Annotated in this window: 17 protein-coding genes and 1 pseudogene; 7 read left to right on the top strand and 11 right to left on the bottom strand. The window is 71.2% G+C overall.

The window, feature by feature from the left end; translation table 11 throughout:
• The first annotated feature begins 62 nt into the window (after positions 1-62).
• Both HF519_RS15770 and HF519_RS15765 read left to right on the top strand, forming a co-directional pair.
• Positions 63-533, top strand: coding sequence for a Fur family transcriptional regulator (locus HF519_RS15770; protein ID WP_211170088.1), 471 nt, complete (start codon positions 63-65; stop codon positions 531-533).
• Positions 530-2,053, top strand: coding sequence for a catalase (locus HF519_RS15765; protein WP_169413707.1), 1,524 nt, complete (start codon positions 530-532; stop codon positions 2,051-2,053). The genes HF519_RS15770 and HF519_RS15765 overlap by 4 nt, the downstream gene beginning before the upstream one ends.
• Positions 2,054-2,123: 70 nt before the next feature.
• Here the strand turns inward: HF519_RS15765 and HF519_RS15760 are convergent, their stop codons facing one another.
• The 3 genes from HF519_RS15760 to HF519_RS15750 form a co-directional block, all read right to left on the bottom strand.
• The gene (locus tag HF519_RS15760; protein ID WP_169413706.1) at positions 2,124-3,128 is read right to left on the bottom strand and encodes an iron-siderophore ABC transporter substrate-binding protein; all 1,005 of its coding nucleotides are present in this window, start codon (positions 3,126-3,128) and stop codon (positions 2,124-2,126) included.
• A gap of 94 nt (positions 3,129-3,222) precedes the next feature.
• Complete coding sequence (locus tag HF519_RS15755; protein WP_169413705.1) at positions 3,223-4,971, bottom strand: ABC transporter ATP-binding protein; 1,749 nt, start codon at positions 4,969-4,971, stop codon at positions 3,223-3,225.
• The gene (locus tag HF519_RS15750) at positions 4,968-6,662 is read right to left on the bottom strand and encodes an ATP-binding cassette domain-containing protein (RefSeq protein ID WP_169413704.1); all 1,695 of its coding nucleotides are present in this window, start codon (positions 6,660-6,662) and stop codon (positions 4,968-4,970) included. Before HF519_RS15750 ends, HF519_RS15755 begins: the two co-directional genes overlap by 4 nt.
• Before the next feature lie 51 nt (positions 6,663-6,713).
• On the opposite strand from HF519_RS15750, the gene HF519_RS15745 reads away from it, so the two are divergent.
• On the top strand, positions 6,714-7,664 hold the full coding sequence (locus tag HF519_RS15745) for a methionyl-tRNA formyltransferase (RefSeq protein WP_169413703.1): 951 nt from the start codon (positions 6,714-6,716) through the stop codon (positions 7,662-7,664).
• Between the two features lie 12 nt (positions 7,665-7,676).
• On the opposite strand, the gene HF519_RS15740 is transcribed toward HF519_RS15745, so the two are convergent.
• The 6 genes from HF519_RS15740 to HF519_RS15715 form a co-directional block, all read right to left on the bottom strand.
• Complete coding sequence (locus tag HF519_RS15740; protein WP_169413702.1) at positions 7,677-8,810, bottom strand: GTP-binding protein; 1,134 nt, start codon at positions 8,808-8,810, stop codon at positions 7,677-7,679.
• 103 nt (positions 8,811-8,913) lie between these two features.
• A complete protein-coding gene (locus HF519_RS15735) occupies positions 8,914-9,624 on the bottom strand; it encodes an alpha/beta fold hydrolase (protein ID WP_169413701.1) in 711 nt (236 codons plus the stop codon).
• 124 nt (positions 9,625-9,748) lie between these two features.
• Complete coding sequence (locus tag HF519_RS15730) at positions 9,749-10,990, bottom strand: LLM class flavin-dependent oxidoreductase (protein ID WP_169413700.1); 1,242 nt, start codon at positions 10,988-10,990, stop codon at positions 9,749-9,751.
• Between the two features lie 235 nt (positions 10,991-11,225).
• Positions 11,226-11,774 carry a plasmid pRiA4b ORF-3 family protein gene (locus HF519_RS15725; protein WP_169413699.1) on the bottom strand — a complete coding sequence of 183 codons (549 nt, stop codon included), beginning with the start codon at positions 11,772-11,774 and terminating at the stop codon, positions 11,226-11,228.
• Between the two features lie 136 nt (positions 11,775-11,910).
• Entirely contained in the window at positions 11,911-12,144 is a 234-nt protein-coding gene (locus HF519_RS30455) for a maleylpyruvate isomerase mycothiol-dependent enzyme family protein (RefSeq protein WP_211170086.1), read from the bottom strand.
• A 263-nt stretch (positions 12,145-12,407) separates the two neighbouring features.
• Entirely contained in the window at positions 12,408-12,989 is a 582-nt protein-coding gene (locus HF519_RS15715) for a sigma-70 family RNA polymerase sigma factor (protein ID WP_169413698.1), read from the bottom strand.
• Positions 12,990-13,016: 27 nt separating this feature from the next.
• Between HF519_RS15715 and HF519_RS15710 the strand changes: the two genes are divergently transcribed.
• The 3 genes from HF519_RS15710 (at position 13,017) to HF519_RS15700 (ending at position 15,221) form a co-directional block, all read left to right on the top strand.
• On the top strand, positions 13,017-13,814 hold the full coding sequence (locus HF519_RS15710) for a zf-HC2 domain-containing protein (protein WP_169413697.1): 798 nt from the start codon (positions 13,017-13,019) through the stop codon (positions 13,812-13,814).
• Position 13,815: 1 nt separating this feature from the next.
• Positions 13,816-14,328: a MauE/DoxX family redox-associated membrane protein gene (locus tag HF519_RS15705; RefSeq protein WP_312860139.1), complete on the top strand. Its 513-nt coding sequence runs from the start codon at positions 13,816-13,818 to the stop codon at positions 14,326-14,328.
• A 293-nt stretch (positions 14,329-14,621) separates the two neighbouring features.
• A complete protein-coding gene (locus HF519_RS15700) occupies positions 14,622-15,221 on the top strand; it encodes a cysteine hydrolase family protein (RefSeq protein ID WP_169413696.1) in 600 nt (199 codons plus the stop codon).
• A gap of 178 nt (positions 15,222-15,399) precedes the next feature.
• On the opposite strand, the gene HF519_RS15695 is transcribed toward HF519_RS15700, so the two are convergent.
• Together HF519_RS15695 and HF519_RS15690 are read right to left on the bottom strand one after the other, a co-directional pair.
• A complete protein-coding gene (locus HF519_RS15695) occupies positions 15,400-16,878 on the bottom strand; it encodes a pyridoxal phosphate-dependent decarboxylase family protein (RefSeq protein WP_169413695.1) in 1,479 nt (492 codons plus the stop codon).
• 18 nt (positions 16,879-16,896) lie between these two features.
• Positions 16,897-18,432, bottom strand: a complete 1,536-nt coding sequence (locus tag HF519_RS15690) for a long-chain-fatty-acid--CoA ligase (RefSeq protein WP_211170090.1) — start codon at positions 18,430-18,432, stop codon at positions 16,897-16,899.
• Between the two features lie 270 nt (positions 18,433-18,702).
• Between HF519_RS15690 and HF519_RS15685 the strand changes: the two are divergent.
• A pseudogene (locus tag HF519_RS15685) lies at positions 18,703-19,059 on the top strand (hypothetical protein); the annotation flags it as partial.

Genomic DNA, 19,059 nt, shown 5'->3' with positions numbered 1-19,059 from the left:
CCGGCGCCACCGGGCATGAACTCTTGGCTCATTCCAGAGAACGCGGGAGGGTGGCTCCCATCATGGCTTTCGTCCCCGTCGACCCGGACGGTGCCGCGACGCAGTCGTTGCGCGCGGCGGGCCTGCGCGTGACCAGGCCCCGCCGTGCCGTCCTGGCGTGGCTGGCCGAGCACCCCCACGCCACCGCCGACGAGGTGGGTGCCGGCGTGCGGGAGCAGCTCGGTTCGGTGTCCACCCAGGCCGTCTACGACGTCCTCGCCGCGTGCGCCGAGGCCGGTTTGCTGCGACGGATCGAACCCGCCGGACATCCGGCCCGGTTCGAGCGTCGCGTCGGCGACAACCACCACCACCTCGTGTGCCGCCGCTGCGGGCGTACCGAGGACGTCGACTGCCCGGTCGGGGTACGGCCGTGCCTCACGCCGGGCGACGACCGCGGCTTCGCGGTCGACGAGGCCGAGGTGGTGTTCTGGGGTCTGTGCCCCACGTGCACGACCGCGCAGGGATCTCACGACAACGAGGAGGCACGACTGTGACGTCAACGCAGCCCGAACCGACGACGACGGACGCGGGAATCCCGGTCGAGAGCGACGAGCACTCACTCACCGTCGGCCCGGACGGGCCGATCCTGCTGCAGGATCACTACCTCATCGAGCAGATGGCGCAGTTCAATCGCGAGCGTGTGCCCGAGCGCCAGCCGCACGCCAAGGGCGGCGGCGCCTTCGGCCGGTTCGAGGTGACGAACGACGTCAGCGCCTACACCAAGGCGGCAGTGTTCCAACCGGGCACCACCACCGAGACGTTGATCCGCTTCTCCACGGTGGCCGGCGAGCGCGGAAGCCCCGACACGTGGCGCGACCCCCGCGGTTTCGCGCTCAAGTTCTATACGACCGAGGGTGTCTACGACATGGTCGGCAACAACACCCCGGTGTTCTTCGTCCGCGATCCCATGAAGTTCCAGCATTTCATCCGCTCGCAGAAGCGGCGCGCGAGCAACAACCTGCGCGACCATGACATGCAATGGGACTTCTGGACCCTGTCGCCGGAATCGGCGCACCAGGTCACCTGGCTGATGGGTGATCGCGGGATCCCGCGCACCTGGCGGCACATGAACGGCTACTCCAGCCACACCTACCTGTGGGTCAACGCGGCCGGTGAGAAGTTCTGGGTGAAGTACCACTTCAAGACCGACCAGGGCATCGAGTTCTTCAGCCAGCACGAGGCCGACCAGATGGCCGCGGCGGACACCGACTACCACACCCGTGACCTGTACGAGGCGATCGAGCGGGGCGAGCACCCGAGCTGGACGCTGAAGATGCAGATCATGCCGTTCGAGGACGCCAAGACCTACCGGTTCAACCCGTTCGACCTGACAAAGGTCTGGCCGCACGGGGACTACCCGCTCATCGAGGTCGGCCGGCTGACGCTGGACCGCAACCCGACCGACTACCACACCGAGATCGAGCAGGCGGCCTTCGAGCCGAACAACCTCGTACCGGGCATCGGCCCGAGCCCGGACAAGATGCTACTGGCCCGGCTGTTCTCCTACGCCGACGCCCACCGCTACCGCATCGGCGCGAACTACAAGCAACTGCCGGTGAACGCGTCGAAGTCGCCCGTGCACAGCTACAGCAAGGACGGCGCGATGCGGTACCACAAGGTGTCGGACCCCGTGTACGCGCCGAACTCCTACGGTGGCCCGGCCGCCGACACCGCGCGCTACGGCGAGCCCGCGGGCTGGCACACCGACGGTGACATGGTGCGCTCGGCTTACACGTTGCGTTCCGACGACGACGACTGGGGCCAGGCCGGCACGATGGTCCGCGAGGTGCTCGACGACGCCGAGCGGGAGCGCCTGGTCGACAACATCGTGGGCCACCTGCTCAACGGCGTGAGCGAACCGATCCTGCAGCGCGCCTTCGAGTACTGGCGCAACGTGGACAAGAGCCTGGGCGACAAGGTCGAGGCAGGCGTCCGCGCCAAGCAGGGGGAGAAGGACCCGAAGGCGGCCGAGCAGGCCAACCCGGCCCGGGAGAGCATGCAGGCCAAGGCCTGAGTCGCGGCGGAGTGACGGCGAGGGGCGGGGCCGGCCACCGGTCCCGCCCCTCGCCGCATCGGTGCCGACGTCAGCCGGCGCTGCCGCCCAGCACCGACGCCAGCTGCGGGGTGACGATGTCGATCGCGTACGGCAGGCTCAGCGGGCTGCCGAAGCCGATCGCGCCGCTGAACTCGGTGCTGTAGTCGCCGAGGTAGACGACCCGGTTCTCCTTGACCGCGGTCAGATTCTGGAAGACCTGGTTGCCCGCAAGGGCCTCCTTCGGCACACCGACCACGACGACCACGTCCTTGTCGAGCTCGGAGAGCCGCTCGTCGCTCAGCGTCTCGGTCGTCGGGCCGGCCTCGAGGCCGAGCCCGTCGAACACCTGGGCCCGCAGGTCGTCGGTGCCCAGCTTGTAGGTCGTGCCCTCGACGACGAAGTCCAGGGCCACGGACTTGCCCTCGAACGACGGGTTGGCCGCCCGGGCGTCGGCGAACTTCTTCTCGGTGGCCGCGATGACCTCCTCGGCCTTCTCCGCGCGCCCGAGAGCCTTGCCGGTGATCCGGGTCTGCTCCTGCCAGGTGGCGGCCGTGGTGCCCTCGGCCAGCGCCGGGATGGTCGGCGCGATCTTGGAGAGCGTGTCGAAGGTGCTGCGGTCCATGAACGAGTAGACGCCCATGATCAGGTCGGGCTTCAGGGCGGCGACCTTCTCGAAGTTGATCTCGTTGCCGCCGACGACCTCGGGCTTGGCGCCGCCGAGGGCGTCCTGGGCCCAGGGGCGCGTCTCCTCGGGGAACTCGCCGATGAAGTCGCGCACCCCGACCGGGACGACCCCGAGCGAGAGCACGAAGTCGGCCTCGTTGAACCCGACCGCGACGACGCGCTTCGGCTCGGCCGGGATCGTCGTCTCACCGAACGAGTGCGAGATCGTCGCCGGGAAGGCCCCGGACGCCGCGGGGGCGGCCCCGCCGGCCGCTGGGCTCTGGCCGTTGCTGCAGGCAGCCACCGCTGCGATCACCATAGCGGCCGCGCCCAGGGCCCGGGCGAGCCGGGGCCGTCCGCGGGGTGGGAGCAGGGAAGCGGCGCGAGCCATCGTTGATCCTCCATCTGGGCGAACGAGTTCCTACCGGATCATCCGGCTGAGTTAGGTTCGCCTACCCAAACTGGAACGTCAAGTAGTGATCTCGTCACCGCGCGTCCGACCAGGCGGCCCACAACCGGGCGTACCGGCCGCCCGCGGCGACGAGCTCGTCGTGCGTACCGTGCTCCACCACCCGGCCGGCCTCCAGCACCACGACGGCGTCGGCCGTGGCCGCCTGGGTGAGCCGGTGCGCGACCATCAGCCCGGTGCGGCCGGACAGCGCACGCTGCGCGGCGCCCTCCAGCACCCGGGCCCCGGAGCTGCCCGCCTCGGCTGTGGCCTCGTCAAGGATCGCGACCGGGCGGTCGGCGAGCAGCAGCCGGGCCAGCGCGAGCTGCTGGGCCTGGACGACGGTCAGCGCGTGCCCACCGGTCCCGACCACCGTGGACAGTCCCTCGGGCAGCGCCGCCGCCCAGTCCAGCGCGTCGACGGCCGCGAGCGCGTCCCGCAGCTCCGCCTCCGTGGCGTCCGGTTTCGCGAGGCGCAGGTCGTCGGCGAGCGGGCCGGCGAAGACGTGCACCTCCTGCGTGATCAACGCGATCGTCTCCCGGAGGACCGCGGGGCCCTGCTCGTCCAGGTCCGCCCCGCCGATGTCGATCGTCCCGCGGGAGGGCCGGTGCACCCCGGCGAGCAGCTTGGCCAGCGTCGTCTTGCCGGCGCCGCTGGCGCCCACCAGCGCGACCCGAGTGCCCGGGGCGATGTCCAGGTCCACGCCGTCGAGCACCACATGACCGTCGACGTAGGAGTGGCCCAGGCCCTTGGTGCGGACCGACGCGTCGACCGGGCGCACCGGATGCTCCGGTTGCCGTTCGGCAGGCAGGTCCGCGACCCCGACGATCCGGGCCAGGCTCGCCCCGGCGGACTGCACGGTGTCGAGCAGGAAGAGCACCTGGTTGACCGGGGTGAACAGGTTGATGAAGTACAGCGCCGCGGCGCTCGCGGTGCCGATCGAGACCGCTCCCTCCCGCACGAGGAGGAAGCCCGTCGTCAGGACGGCGGCGGCCCCGACGAACTCGGCGACGTTGAGCCGGCCGAAGAACCCGGTCTGCAGCCGGACGACCCGCAGCGCCAGGTCGACGACGTCCTGCGAACGGCTCCGGACCCGCTCGGTGTGATCCGCCGTGAGCCGGAACGCGCGGACGGTGGCGGCGCCGCCGACGGTGTCGAGCAGTTGCTGCTGTTGGGCGCCGCCGACGGTGCGCTGCTCGCGGTAGAGCGGGGTCGAACGCTTCAGGTACCAGCGCGCGGTGGCCGCCTGCACCGGGACGGCCAGCAGCGCGGCGAGCATGAACCGCCAGTCGAGCACCGCGAGCCCGGCCAGGGTCAGCACGATGATCAACGCGGCCCGGGCGAACTCCGGGACCGCCTCGCGAACGGCGTCCCCGACCAGCGAGACGTCGGCGGTGACCCGTGAGGTGAGGTCTCCCGAACCGGCCTGCTCGATGCGCTCCAACGGCAGGCCGAGCGCGCGGGCGACGAACCGCTCGCGCAGCGTCGCGAGCATGCCCTCGCCGACGCGGGCGACCAGCGCGATGCCGAGGACCGCGAGCAGCCCCTGGACGATCGCGACCGCGACGAGCAGCAGTACCGGGCCGGTGACCGCGTCCGGCGGGCCACCCGTGACGACGAGGTCGACGATCCGGCCGAGCAGCGGCGCGGCGAGCAGGCTGACCGCGGCGCCGGCCACCAGCGCGGCGACCGCGAAGCCGGCCCGCACCCGGTACGGGCGCAGCAGTTCGCCGATCGCGGCGCGGGAGCGGGCACCGTCGGCGACGGGGAGCAGTTCCCGGGTCATGCCAGCACCGTCTTCCGGTAGTGGGCGTCGGTGTGCAGCAGATCGGCGTGCCGGCCCTGCGCCGTGACCCGCCCGCCGTCGACGAGGACGACCCGGTCGGTGACGGCGAGCAGCGCCGGGCTGGTGGTGAGCATGATCGTCGTGCGGCCACGGCGGATGTCCCGGATCCCGGCGGCGATGCGCGCCTCGGTCACGGGGTCGACGGCGGTCGTCGGGTCGTGCAGCACGAGGACCGGCGGCGCGGCGGCGAGCGCCCGGGCGAGGGCGACCCGCTGTCGCTGCCCGCCCGACAGCGACCGGCCCTGCTCGGCGATCTCCGTGTCGCGTCCCGTGGGCAGCGCGTCGGCGACCTGGTCGGCCTGCGCGGCGGCCATCGCGGGCTCGAGGTCGGCGCCGCCACCGGCCGCGGCGCCGACGTTGTCCCACACCGTCCCGGAGAACAGCTCGGCGTCGTGCGCCGCGACGAGGACCGCGCCCCGGGCGTCCGAGGGCGTGTACTCGGTGAGCGGGATCCCGTCGAGCTCGACCGCGCCACCGTCCGGGTCGACCTCCCGTCCCAGGCAGTGCAGCAAGGTGACCGCGTCGGCCGGGTCGCTCGCGACCACGCCCAGCAGCTCTCCGGGCGATACCTCGAGATCGAACTCGTGGAGCGTGCCGTGCGTGAGCGTGCGCAGCCGCACCGCTCCGGACACCGGGTCCGGCGCCGGCCGCTCGCCCGCCGTCACCGCCGGGGGGGTGTTGAGCACCTCGGCGATCCGGGCGGCGGACGCGCGGGCCTGGGCGATCCGGCCGTTCACCCAGCCGAAGATCGACAGCGGGGTGAGCAGGAACTGGGCGAGGCCCACGGCGGCCACCAGACCTCCGATGCTGATCTCGCCCTGGGCGGCCAGCCGCCCGCCGACCAACGCCACGACGGCCAGGAAGGTCCCGTTCGCGGCGAGCACCGCGCCCTGGTACCAGGCCTGCGCGCCGGTGGCGCGCAGCGTCGCCACCAGCGCGTCCTGGCTGGTGCCGACGTAGCGGCGTACCGCCGCGGGTTCGGCGCCGATGCCCTTGAGCACCCGCACCCCGGCGACCAGGTCGGCCGCGACACCCGAGGCCGCAGCGGCGCGTTCCTGCTCGGGGCCGCTGCGTCGCTCCACGGGTTTGCCGAGCAGGTGCACGGCGTAGAGCAGCGGCGGGGTGCCGAGCAGGATCAGTAGGCCGAGCGGGAGCGAGATCCGCAGCAGCGCGATCGCGGCCACCACGAGCGCGGCGACGGCGGCGAGGCCGAGCGGGAGGGCGAAGTTGACGATCCCGACCCGTTTGGCGTCGGCGACCGCGATGGTAGCGAGGCTGCCCGGCAGCCGGCCGGCCTCGGCGCCGCCGCGCGGATCGAGCACCCGTTCGGCGAGTTGCAGGCGCAACTGCTGGTCGGCGAGCACGTCGGCCAGCCATGATCGGCGCGCGCCGTAGCGGTAGCTCAGGGACAACATCGCGAAGTCGAGCGCCAGGACGAGCAGCCAGAAGGCGAGCGCGCTCGGTTCGCCCGTCGTCACCGCCTCGTCGATCACGACGCCGACCAGTACCGGGACCAGCGCCTCGCCCGCCTGGTGTCCGATCAGGAACAACGATGCGACGCCGAGGTGTCGTCGTTGCCCGCTGATCGATCCACGAAGGACCGAACCCCCGGTGATCTCCACCGAACTCATGAGGAAAGGTTATCCTTACCTCGCTGTGTCGGGGACTACGAGGAGTCGTGGATGCGCGTTGTCGCTTTCGGATACATGACCTGGGGCCGCCGGACCATCGAGGCGATCCTCGCGGCAGGTCACGAGATTCCGCTGATCATCACCCATCCAGACAGCGACAACGCCTACGAGAAGATCTTCAACGAGTCGGTCGCCGAGCTCGCCGCGGACCACTCGATCCCGGTGCTGGTGCGCAACCGCGCCGATGACGCCGAGGTGATCGAGCGGATCACCGCGGCCGACGCCGACATCATGGTGGTGTCGAACTGGCGGACCTGGCTGCCGCCGGAGGTCTTCACGATCCCGCGGCTCGGCACGCTGAACGTGCACGACGCGCTGCTGCCGGCCTACGCGGGCTTCGCCCCGCTGAACTGGGCGCTGATCAACGACGAGGCCGAGGTCGGCGTGACCGCGCACATGATGAACGCCGAGTTCGACGCCGGCGACATCGTGCTGCAGCGGGCCACGCCGATCAGCGACACGGACACGATCGTCGACCTGTTCGACCGGACGCTGGCGATGTTCGGCCCCATCACCGTCGACGCGCTGGAGTTGATCGCCTCCGGCCGCACCGACTGGGAGCCGCAGGACCGGCGGGCCGCGAGCTACTTCCACCGCCGCTCCGACGAGGACAACCGCATCGACTGGACGTGGCCGGCGCGCGACATCTTCAACCTGGTCCGCGCCCAGCTCGACCCGTACCCCAACGCGTACTGCTTCCACGGCGACCGGCGGCTGCGCATTCTCGCCGCCTCCGTCACCGACACGCCGTTCGGCGGCACCCCCGGCCGGATCTTCATCCGGCAGGGCCAGGGAGTGGTGATCGTGGCCGGCGCGGACGCGCGGCGGGGCCGCAACCCCGGCCTGGTGATCGAGCGGGTCCGTACCGACGACGGCGCCGAGTACACCGGCGTCGAGTACTTCACGCGGATGGGCGGCTATCTCACCTCGCACCCTGCGTGACGATCGGCCTGGTCAGTGCTCGTGCCCGGCGTCCCACGCCGGGAGCGGGTCGGGAAGCGACCGCCACCCCTCGGGGCCGGCGGACAGCTCCTCGTCGGTGAGCAGCGTCGGATCGAGCCGCCCGTACACATCGGACTCGGTCACCCCGAGTCCGATGAAGACGACCTCCTGCCCGCGCAGGCCGTCGAAGGTGCTCCACGATGACGCCGGCTCCAGGCTCAGGTTCGGCCCGGCCTGGGACCACAGCCCGACGGTCTCCGGGCGGGTCGCGATCCAGCAGAAGCCCTTGCTGCGCAGCAGCCCGTGCCACTCGCCGAGTACGGCCATCAGCCGGGCCGGGTGGAACGGGCGGCGGGCCCGGTAGGTCACACTGGTGATGCCGTACTCCTCGGTCTCCGGGGTGTGGCTGCCGTTCAGCTCGCGCGCCCACCCCGGGGCCTCGGCGGCGGTGACCGGGTCGTAGCGGCCGGTGTCGAGGACCTCGTCGAGCGGGACGGCGCCGTGGTCCGCGTGGAGCAGCCGAGCGGTCGGGTTGAGTTTGCGCAGCAATGCCTCGAAGACCAGCAACCGGCCCGCCGGCACGAGGTCGCCCTTGCTCACGACCAGCACGTCGGCGAACTCGACCTGGTCGATGATCAGATCCGAGATCGTGCGCTCGTCGCCGTCGGAGGCCTCGAGCCCGCGGTCGGCCAGTGCGTCGCTGTCGCCGAGTTCGGTGAGGAAGGTCGACGCGTCGACCACGGTGACCATGGTGTCGAGCCGGGCCACCTCCGACAGGCTCGAACCGTCCTCGAACTCCCACTCGAAGGTCGCCGCGACGGGCATCGGCTCGGAGATTCCGGTCGACTCGACGATCACCTGGTCGAACCGGCCCTCCTTGGCGAGCGCGCCCACGGTCTCCAGCAGATCCTCGCGCAGCGTGCAGCAGATGCACCCGTTGGTCAGCTCGACCAGGCGCTCCTCGGTGCGGTCGAGGCTGCCCTGGCCCGCGACGAGCGCCGCGTCGATGTTGACCTCGCTCATGTCGTTGACGACGACCGCGACCCGGCGGCCCTCCCGGTTGGCGAGGACATGGTTGAGCAGGGTCGTCTTGCCGGCGCCGAGGAAGCCGGAGAGGACGGTGACGGGGACGCGGGGGAGCGGCATGGACTAGATGATAACGATTGTCATTAGTGCAACGTTGTTCGGTCCGAACGACGAGGGATGCCCACGCCATCCGGAGATCCGGCGGATGGCGTGGGCGGGCGTGCTACCGCGCGAGGAAGTCCAGGACCAGCGGACGGACGGTGTCCAGCTGTTCCCACTGGGGGACGTGGCCGGCCCCCTTGATGATCTCGATGCGGGAGTCGGCGATGCCGGAGGCGAAGTCGTCCGCGTAGACGGAGGAGATCAGTGCGTCGTCCTCACCCCAGATGATCAGCGTCGGGGCCGTGATGCGGTGCATGCGGCCGGCCAGTCCCTTGTCCGGGATCGGCCAGACGAACTTCCCGGTGGCCCCGAGGGCCCAGACCGAGTCGGCCATGGCGAGCGCCAGTTCTTGCGGGTCGGTCGGCAACGTGAGGAAGTCCTGAACCGGCTTGGCCTCGAAGTTGCTGAACAGCGTCGCGACCAACTTGTCCTGGGGCAGCAGCATGTAGGGGGTGACGGGGGTGTCCTCCCGCCATAGCCCGATCGGATCGAGGAGGACCATCCTGCTGACTCGCTCCGGCCGGTGAGCGGCCACCTCGCACGCGATCATGCCGCCGAAGGAACTGCCGACAACGGGAACGGAGTCCAGGCCCAGGGCGTCGAGGATCTCGTCGTAGATGAGGACGAGATCCCAGAGGCTCCTGATGTCGTAGATCGAGTCCCTGGCGGTGTCGCCGGTCCCAGGGTGGTCGGGTGCGTACACGGTGTGGTGTTCGGACAGTGCATCCAGGAAAGCGTCCCAGCGGGGCCCGCCCGCTGTGTGGAGATACACGACCGGTGAGCCGGCACCGCCCACCTTCACTTTCGCCTCGAAATTGCAGTGGCGGATCTGAATCGTTTCAACTGTAGGGGCGTCCACGTCGCTCGAACCTCTCTACGGTGTGCTTGGACATCGATCAGCGGACAGGTGCCTTGTTCAAGCGCTTGGGCCACCACGGGTTTTCCCAGCCGTCGTCCTGCCAGATCGTCTGCAGGTGCGGGAGCACTTCCCGACCGAACATCTCGATGTTGTCCATCGCTTGTTGGTGAGGCATCGAACCGAACTGCAGGACCACCATGAGGTGGCCGACGTTCAAGCGTCTCACCATGTGTTCGAGCTGCTCGCGAACGGTCGCCGGGCTGCCCAGCACGACGAAACCCTCGTCGGCCATGTCCTTGGCCTTCAGTGGCTTCAGATCCACCGTGTAGTCCATGTACTTCAACATGCCCGAGCTGAACAGATTGACCAGGCTCTTGTAATCACTGTAGCCAGGAGGGGCCAAGTAGTGGAGGGGCAGGTGCAGCGCCTTGTGATAGAAGTGCTCGATGTGTGGCGCGTAGAGCTCGTGGGCCTGCTCGTCGGTTTCGGCAACGCCCACCAACTGGAGCATGGAAGCGCGATACGGGTTCGAGTCCTTGTCCTTCGCGCTCGCCCGGTCCCAGAACCGGTCCATGACGTTCTCGGCCGACTTCCCGCCGAAGTAGCTGAGGTAGGCGTACGGGAGATCGCGGTCGTGGCAGTAATCCCAGGTCGAGGAGCTGGCTGCACCCGGTATGAGCATCGGTGGATGTGGGTCCTGGACGGGCCGCGGCCACAGGTTGACCTTCGGCAGTTGGAAGTATTTCCCGTTCCATGCGAAGAACTCGTCTGCCGTCCACGCCTTCACCATGAGATCGATCGCCTCACGCCACCGCTCACGCTGTTCGATGGGTGTGACGCCGTAGCTGATGTCGGCGTCACAGCCCAGCCCGAGCGGCAGGCCTGCCACGAGTCGCCCGCCACTGATGCAGTCGAGGACCGCGTATTCCTCCGCGATCCGGATGGGCGGAGATGTCGACGACACGGTCGCGCCCAGCTGGACGAGGGCTACGTCGTCCATTCCTTGGTCACGAGTCATCTTGGCGAGTGCGGCCCCGAACAGGTTTGGATTGCACATGAAGCCGTATACGTTCTGATGGTGCTCGTTGGTGCCCAGGCCGTCGAAGCCCATCTTGGCCGCGTGCATGAGCTCGTCCAATGACCAGTTGTAATAGTCGCCGACCTTCGTGGCGTCGCCCAGTTCCCACCACGGTGCATCCACCCACGCGGAGTCGTATCGCTTGTCGAAATCATCTGGTAGATCGCGGTACGGCATGAAGTGGAATGAGGTGACCTTCATGTTTCTTCCTCCCTGCCCTGGGTGCGCGAGCGCCTTTGATCGTCTGGGTATGAACTACGGTCGGCCCGCTTCAAGGCCGGGCCGGCACGGTGAACGGCCCTGTTCGTTCGCGGGCCACCCGCCACGGGCCTTGACATCCGCCGTTGGTGGCGCGCCCTGGGCCCGGGCGACTCGGCGACGTGTGGAGCGCGAGCCATCACGACCTCCTCGGAGCGGCCTGCGTCTCCTCCGGCGATCAGAATGTGATCTGTGCCTCATTTGGGTGGCGAATGTTGAACGTGGCAGTGCGGCGAGTTTCGAGCAAGAGGGCATTCCAGATAGCGGAACATGGGTGGGAGTGGGCGGGAATCCCGGCCGACGTGCCCGGGCTCACTGTGTTGGCGGCCGTTCGTCGCCTGGCTTCGCCCACTGATCGGCGACCTCGAGAAATCCGGATAATCCGAACGTCTGTTCGGGTCGAGCTGGGCTGCAGGTTCGGGTGACCTGCTGGCGGACACGCCCGACGCCCCGACACGCACCGCGGAGAGCGCACCCCCGGTTCCGGGGCCAAGATTTTCTCCACGGTCAGGGTGTGGGTCCAGCCGTCGCCGAAATCGTAGACATAGCCCAGCCGGTCGCCCTGCCCAGCAAGGCGGAACAGCTTGGCCTTCGCTCCGTGACCGACCTCGCCGACATCCCAGTCCGGACCCGGCTGCTCATACCGGATCCCACCGACGTCGAACTCGTGCAGGTGCGAGTCGGTCCACCCCATCGCCGCCTGCATCACCTCGTGCAACTCGGCCAACGGTCTCCCCGTACGCGGACGTTCGTGAACCGCAGCCACGAGATCGTGCGCTCGACCGTGTGCAGGACTCGAGGATCGCCAGGCTCGCGTACCGCACCGCTGGCGCGTGCATGAGCCCGAGTGACGAGTTGGCCGTTCAGCTCAGGCGCTCGGCCACCACCGTGGTCCCGGGCCCACGCAGCTCGGCGCCATCCCCCAGGGCCCGTCCGGTGTCGGTGAAGACCAGCCGCACTCCCGACAGCCGCCGCGGCCCGCCCATGAATCTGTTGGTGGCGACGTAGGCGAGGCAGGCCGCTACTACCTGCGGCGGCGAAACGTAGCGTCGACCCAGTGGCCGCGCGATGTCCTGGCCGTGGATGACCAGGTCCATGAGGGGTCAATCGGGGTGCTGCCGGGGGTCCGCCGCGTGGAGCCGCCGCTCTCGCGCAGCTGGGCGACCAGTTCAGCGGTGGTGTACGCCATCGGTCGTCGCCGAGCCCCTCTTCGGCACCGGTTCACCGTGTACGTGCCGCCCAGGGTCGCGAGGTGCTGGAGTCGTGGCTGCGGGCGCCGGCAGGGCCGGCGGGGATCGTGTTGCTGGCGCTGACGGTGGCGGTTAAGGAAATGAGGGCCGAGGATGGCGCAGTGCGACGTTCAGACTCCGGAGATCCGTCGGCGCGGCTCGGCGGGGGCCTGCATCGCCGTCACCAGATCCTCCCGGGCGCGGGCGACCCGCGAGCGGATCGTGCCGATCGGGCAACCGCAGACCTCCGCGGCCTCGGCGTAGCTCAGATCCAGCAGCTGGGTGAGTACGAACGCCTCGCGTCGGTCGGTGTCGAGCTTCTCGATGAGAGCGCGCAGCGCGATGCCCTCGTCGACACCGGAGCGCACCGCGGCGGGCCGCGGTTCGACGCGGGCGACCGCGTCCCAGTCGTCCACCGGGCTGGTCCGCGGCCGGCGACCCGCCGCGCGCAGGTGATCGGCCCCGACCCGGCGCGCGATGGCGAGCAACCAGGTCCGGGCGCCCGAGCGCCCGGCGAATCCCGGCAACGCGCCGAGAGCGCGCAGGAACGTCTCCTGGGCGAGGTCGTCGGCCTCCCGGGGGTTGATCAGGTGGGCCAGGAAGCGGTGCACGTCGCGCTGCGTCGCGCGCACGAACGCCGTCAGGGCGACCCTGTCGCCGCGGCCGGCGGCCAGGGCCCAGCCGGTGATCTCATCGTCCCCACGATCGGCCACGAGCCGAGCGTAGCCCCGCTCACCTGGTTGCCCGGGAACCGGGAGGCCCCGGCGAACGACCTGACTGGTGTGAACTGCGCGGAGTGCCGGGAGGCGTTGTCGGCCCGACTGGACGGCGAGGAGCACCCGGGCGAGTCGGCTGCGGTCGACGCCCACGTCGAGGGGTGCGCCGACTGCCGGCTCTTCGCCGACCGGGCTGCGCACGTCACCAGGCTCACCCGCACCCGCGTCGCCGAGCCCGGCCCCGATCTGGCCGCGGCCGTGCTCGCGGCGGCCCCGCGGCCCCGGCGTCCGAGATGGCCGATGGTGATGCGGGTCGCGCTCGCGGCGGTCGGCCTGGGCCAGTTCGCCCTCGCGATCAACGGGGTCGTGCTGACCGGGACGTCCGGCCCGGCGCACCACGGCGTCGACCTCGCCGGGGCGAGCACGGCGCACTTCTCCAACGAGAGCTCCGCATGGAACCTCGCCCTGGCGGTCGGGTTCCTGTGGGTCGCCGGCAGCTCGACACGGGCCTCGGGTCTGGTACCGGTGGTCGGGGCCTTCGTCGGGGTCCTCGGCGTGCTGAGCCTGATGGACCTGCTGGCGGAGCGGGTGGACCCGGCCCGGCTGGCGGGCCACGGCCTGATCCTGATCGGTCTCCTCCTCGTGATCGGCCTACGCCGCACACGCGGCGGTGGCGGGGACGCGCCGGGTGGCCGGATCGGCCGGCCCACGACGTCCGGCAGGGCCTCGGACCCGAGATCGGACCCGAGATCGGAGCCGGCCGGTCGCATCGGCACGGCGGGCGGCGGTCTGACCCCGGTCGCGCAGCAGGACGCGGCCTGACGTGCGCGTCCTGCGCCCGGCGTCGCCGCTACGGCCCTCCGGGGAGTGGGTGCCGTGGGCCTCCACGCTGGTCCGGCTGGTGCTCGGGGTGGTCTGGATCGTCGCGGGCGCGTTGAAGGTGGGCGACCTCGACGAGTCCGTGCGCGCGGTGCGCGCCTACCGGCTGCTGCCGGAGATCGGCGCCCAGATGATCGGCGCGGGTCTGCCGCTGGCCGAGATCACGCTCGGTGTGCTGCTGCTCGTCGGACTGGGGGTGCGCGTCGCCGCGATCGTCTCGGTGCTGCTCATGGCGGCCTTCGTGGTCGGGATCGCGTCGGCGTGGATCCGGGGGCTGCGGATCGACTGCGGCTGCTTCGGGACCGGTGGAGAGCTGGCGGCCGGGGAGAGTCCGACCTACGGGTTCGAGCTGGCCCGCGACGCAGCCCTGCTCGTGCTCGCCGTCCTGCTGGCCCGCTGGCCGTCCAGCCGCTTCTCGCTCGACGGCGTGCTGTCCCGTCGCCACCTGCCCGAGTGACGGCGGCCGCCGCCCCGTCAGAGGGCCAGGCGGAGCCCGGCCGTGGCCGCGACTGCGCAGAGGATCGCCACCAGGACCGGGGCGCGGCGCAACCGGGCCACGCCCGCCGCGCAGGTAGGGCCCGACCGCCGGCCCCATCGACAGGAACCGCAGGTCGATCAGGGCAGCCGACGCGACGGCCGCCACCGGCCCCGGCTCGTCACTTCGCGAAGCCAACAGCCCATTGGCGGGCTGCCCAGGTCTGCGGATCCGACGATGATGCGGATCGACGCCCCCGAGAAGAGGAGCTCGACATGTCCGAGCCGCAGACCCTGCGACAGCTCAACAACCTTCCGGCCGAACCGGCGAAGCTCGCCGACTCCACGCTGGTCCTGATCGACTGTCAGAACACCTACACGCGTGGCGTGATGGAACTCGAGGGCGTTCAGGGCGCCCTCGACCAGGCCGCCGAGCTGCTCGACCGGGCCCGCTCGGCCGGCATCCCGGTGATCCACATCCAGCACGACTCCGGGGAGGGCACGCCGTACGACATCCGCGCCGAGATCGGGCAGATCGTCGACCGGGTCGCCCCACGCGAGGGCGAGCCGGTGATCGTCAAGAATTTCCCGAACGCGTTCGTGCAGACCGGGCTCGACGAGCAGTTGCGCAACGGCCCGGCCCGCGACCTGATCCTGGCCGGCTTCATGACCCATATGTGCGTCAACTCGACCGCCCGTGGCGCGTTCAGCCTCGGCTACCGACCGACCGTGGTGGCCGGGGCGACGGCCACCCGCGCGCTGCCCGACGTCGGGGGCGGCGCGGTCCCGGCGTCGGCGCTGCAGGCCGCCAGCCTCGCGGCGATCGCCGACCTGTTCGGGGTCGTGGTGCCGACGCCGGCCGGCATCCCGGACTGACGGCCGACCGCCGCCGACGCCGTTCACGCGATTCCTGATCTCCCGGGAACTCGGCGGGTCCCGCGACGACTCGAGATCATGACTGCATCGCCCGCCCCGCGGCGGGGGTACGCGGTCCGGTGCGGCGGCCGCAGCGAGGTCTCTTGCGACTCCGCGCGGCCGCCGCACCTCACGGCTCTCACCCCGCCGCCGCGACCTCCGCCCGCACCTGCGCGGCCGTCGCGACGAGCTGGGCCCACAACGCGTCGACGTGTTCCTTCGTCGTCGCCATGGATCCGATCGCCACCCGGATCACGTACCGGCCGTCGACGACGGTGTGCGTCAGCAGTGCCGCGCCGCTCGCGTTGATGTGCTCCAGCACCCTGCGGGAGGCCGCGTCGTCGGCGGCGTCCCCGCCGCCGGTGACCACCCGCAGGCAGACCAGCGCCAGCGACGGCTCCACAGCCAGCGCGAACCCCGGATCCTCCCGGACGCGGTCGGCGAAGGCCGCCGCCAACGCGACGTGCTCGCGTACGTGCGCCCGCAGCCCCGCCAGCCCGTAGGAGTGCACGACCGTCCACAGCTTGAGCGCCCGGAACCGCCGGCCGAGCGAGACCTGCCAGTCGCGGTAATCGACGACGTCGCCGGAGTCGGTCGCCGCGTTGCGCAGGTACTCCGGGGTGATCGACAGGGCGCCGGGCAGCGCCGTCGCGTCGCGGACCCACAGCAGCGACGCATCGAACGCGGTGAGCAGCCACTTGTGGGCGTTCGTGCAGAACGAGTCGACGAGTTCGACGCCGTCGAGCAGGTCCCGGAACTCCGGGCACAGGGCGGCGACCCCGGCCCAGGCGGCGTCGACGTGCACCCAGACGCCGTGCTCGCGGGCCACCTCGGCGACCGCGCGGACCGGGTCGATCGCGCCGGTGCCGGTGGTCCCGACGGTCGGGCACACCAGGATCGGCCGGAGCCCGGCGGCCGCGTCGGCCGCCAGGGCCGCCGCGAGCGCGGCCGGGGACATGGCCAGCGAGCCGGGCGAGGGGTCGACGATCCGCAGCGCCCGGGCGCCGAGCCCCGCCACGCGGACGGCCTTGGCCAGCGACGAGTGCGTCTCCGCCGTCACGTAGATCCGTTCGGTCCCGTCGACGCCGGTCTCGCGCCACCCCTCGCCGGACGCCCGGGTCTTCGACGACCGGTGCAGGGCGGCCAGCAGCGCCACCAGTGCCGACGACGAGGCCGAGTCCTGGATGGACCCACCGCCGCCGCCGGCGAAGGTGAACTCCGGGCCGAGCCCGAGCGCGCCGGCCAGCCCGTCGAGCAGCACCTGCTCCACCTCGGTGCACGCCGGTGAGGTCGACCAGAGCATCCCCTGCACGCCCAGCCCCGTGGAGAGCATGTCGCCGAGCAGCGAGGTCAGCGACGCGTTCGCCGGGAAGTAGCCGAAGAACGACGGGTGCTGCCAGTGCGTCGTACCCGGCACGACGACGCGGTCGACCTCGGCGAGCAGCGCGTCGAGCGGACGTGGCTCCTCGGGCAGCTCGGCAGGCAGCTGGGACCGGACCCAGCCCGGCGCCACCTCGCTGCGCACGGGAAGGTCGGCGACACCGGCACGGTAGTCGGCCACCCAGTCGACGAGCTGGTGGCCGAGCCGGCGGAACTCCTCGGGATCGAGATCGGGCACCACCCGAGCATAGGAACCTCAGACGGCCGGACGGGAGACCAGCGCCCCCGCGGCCCGCTCCTCGCGCAGCCGGGTCTTGAGCACCTTGCCGCTCGGGTTACGCGGCAGCGTCTCGACGATCGCGATCTCCCGGGGCCGCTTGTAGGACGCGAGGTGCTCGCGGCAGTGGGCCTCCACCGAGGCCTCGGTCGGCGGGTCGGCCGGATCCGCGGGGACGATCACCGCCAGCGGCGTCTCGCCCCACTTCGGGTCCGGAACGCCGATCAGCGCGACGTCGGCGATCTGCGGGTGCCCGGCCAGCACGTTCTCCACCTCGGCGCAATAAATGTTCTCGCCGCCCGAGATGATCATGTCCTTCTTGCGGTCGACCACGTACAGGTAGCCGTCGGCGTCCTGCCGGACGAGGTCACCGGAGTGGAACCACCCGCCCGCGAAGGCCTCCGCGGTCTCGGCCGGCTTGTTCCAGTACTCCGTCATCACCAGCGGCCCGCGATAGACGATCTCGCCGACCTCGCCGCGGGGTACGTCGTTCATCTCCTCGTCGACGACCCGGACCTCGACGTTGACCATCGGCATGCCGATCGAGCCGATCTTGCGCAGGGCGTCCTCGCCGCGCAGCGTGCAGGTGACCGGGCTGCACTCGGTCTGCCCGAACGAGGTCACGACGTCGGCCTGCGGGAAGGTGTCGATCATCGTGCGGAGCAGCGCCGTCGACGCCGGCGCGGCTCCCCAGGAGATCCGGCGCAACGTGGAGAGGTCGCGCTCGCCGATGTCGGGTACCGCGCAGATCGCCGCCCACTGGGCCGGGACGAAGAAGCAGGACGACACCCGCTCGGCCTCCAGCAGGCGCACCGTCGCGACCGGGTCGAAGCCGCCGGACGGCGGGATGATCGTGCGGCCGCCGGTGATCAGCGACGGCAGCATCCCGGCCAGCCCCGCGATGTGGAACAGCGGCGCCCCGGACAGCCACACCCGGTCGTCGCTCGAGGTGCCCAGGTGCGCCATGTTGCTGAACGCGTGCAGCAGCAGGTTGCGGTGGGTCAGCACCGCGCCCTTGGGCCGGCCGGTGGTGCCCGAGGTGTACATGATGTAGGCGGGGGAGTGGTCCGCGACGGGCACCTCGGTGTAGGTGTCCGAGGCCGCGGCCAGCGCCTCCTCGTAGTCCCCGTCGATCGTGATCACCGAGCCGACCGCCGGCGCCTGCCCCCGGGCCTTCTCGACCTGCGGAGCCAGTCCGGCGTCCACCACCACGGCGACGGCGCCGCTGTCGGTGAGCAGGTAGGCGATCTCGTCGGCGACCAGCCGGAAGTTGACCGGGACACAGATCGCGCCGAGCCGCAGCGTGGCGAAGTAGGCCTCGAGCACCTCGATGCTGTTCAGACCCAGCACCGCGACCCGGTCCCCGGCCTCGACCCCGCGGGCGGCGAGGGCGTTGGCCAGCCGGATGACCCGTTCGTCGAGCTCGCCGTAGCTGCGGGCGGCCCGCGCGTCCCGCAGCGCGATCGCGTCCGGGGTGGTTCGGGCGTGCCGGGCCAGCAGGTCGCTCATGGTCATGCCGCGACCGGTGATGGTGGCGGGACGGGCGGGTTCGGTCACGGGCACGGGCGTCCTCTGCATCCTCGACGGCGTCGTCGGCGGGGCCGCCGGGCAGACCGGCGCTGGGAGCCCATGCTGTCGCCGGGACCGGGCTGCGATCAAGGCCTCCGGCCGGGGACGGCCCGTGCAGGCCCGAGGTGGCCCGCCCGGCACCACCACGCACCCTCGTGGCGAGGCTCACGCCGACCCGATGCGGCGTCGCGCTGCCACCCGGAGGATGGTCGACGGGTGCCTCACGATCGCGCCGCCACCGAAGCCGCCGCGCTCACCCCCGAGACCGCTGCGGCTCCCGACGCGAACCGCCGGCTGCGTTTGCTCCAGCTCGCCGCGCTGACCAGCACCTGCGACCGGTTCGCTCTCGCCCCGCTGCTCGTCCTGATCGGCATCGACCTCGGTGCCTCACTCGCCGCGGTCGCCGCGGTGGCCAGCGGCTACTTCCTGGCCTACGGCCTCATGCAGCCGGTCTGGGCACCGCGGTTCGTGGCCTTCCCGCGCGCCCGGGACCTGCCTCGCATCCTGGTCGCGGCGCTCGAGGCGGAGGGCTTCGGCGGACGCCCACCCGCGGCGCTGCGGCTGCTCCGGCGA

Origin of the sequence: Pseudonocardia bannensis (assembly GCF_012911875.1) — a bacterium.
In the GTDB taxonomy this organism is placed as follows: Bacteria; Actinomycetota; Actinomycetes; order Mycobacteriales; family Pseudonocardiaceae; genus Pseudonocardia; species Pseudonocardia bannensis.
Note: the sequence above shows the minus strand (reverse complement) of the source record. Positions and strands in the feature narration are given on the sequence as shown.

Bases quoted from the DNA above. Each gene is read 5' to 3' on its own strand.
- HF519_RS15770 (WP_211170088.1), top strand. From the start codon at position 63: ATGGCTTTCGTCCCCGTCGACCCGGACGGTGCCGCGACGCAGTCGTTG.
- HF519_RS15760 (WP_169413706.1), bottom strand. From the start codon at position 3,128: ATGGCTCGCGCCGCTTCCCTGCTCCCACCCCGCGGACGGCCCCGGCTC.
- HF519_RS15755 (WP_169413705.1), bottom strand. From the start codon at position 4,971: ATGACCCGGGAACTGCTCCCCGTCGCCGACGGTGCCCGCTCCCGCGCC.
- HF519_RS15750 (WP_169413704.1), bottom strand. From the start codon at position 6,662: ATGAGTTCGGTGGAGATCACCGGGGGTTCGGTCCTTCGTGGATCGATC.
- HF519_RS15745 (WP_169413703.1), top strand. From the start codon at position 6,714: ATGCGCGTTGTCGCTTTCGGATACATGACCTGGGGCCGCCGGACCATC.
- HF519_RS15740 (WP_169413702.1), bottom strand. From the start codon at position 8,810: ATGCCGCTCCCCCGCGTCCCCGTCACCGTCCTCTCCGGCTTCCTCGGC.
- HF519_RS15730 (WP_169413700.1), bottom strand. From the start codon at position 10,990: ATGAAGGTCACCTCATTCCACTTCATGCCGTACCGCGATCTACCAGAT.
- HF519_RS30455 (WP_211170086.1), bottom strand. From the start codon at position 12,144: ATGGACCTGGTCATCCACGGCCAGGACATCGCGCGGCCACTGGGTCGA.
- HF519_RS15700 (WP_169413696.1), top strand. From the start codon at position 14,622: ATGTCCGAGCCGCAGACCCTGCGACAGCTCAACAACCTTCCGGCCGAA.
- HF519_RS15690 (WP_211170090.1), bottom strand. From the start codon at position 18,432: ATGACCATGAGCGACCTGCTGGCCCGGCACGCCCGAACCACCCCGGAC.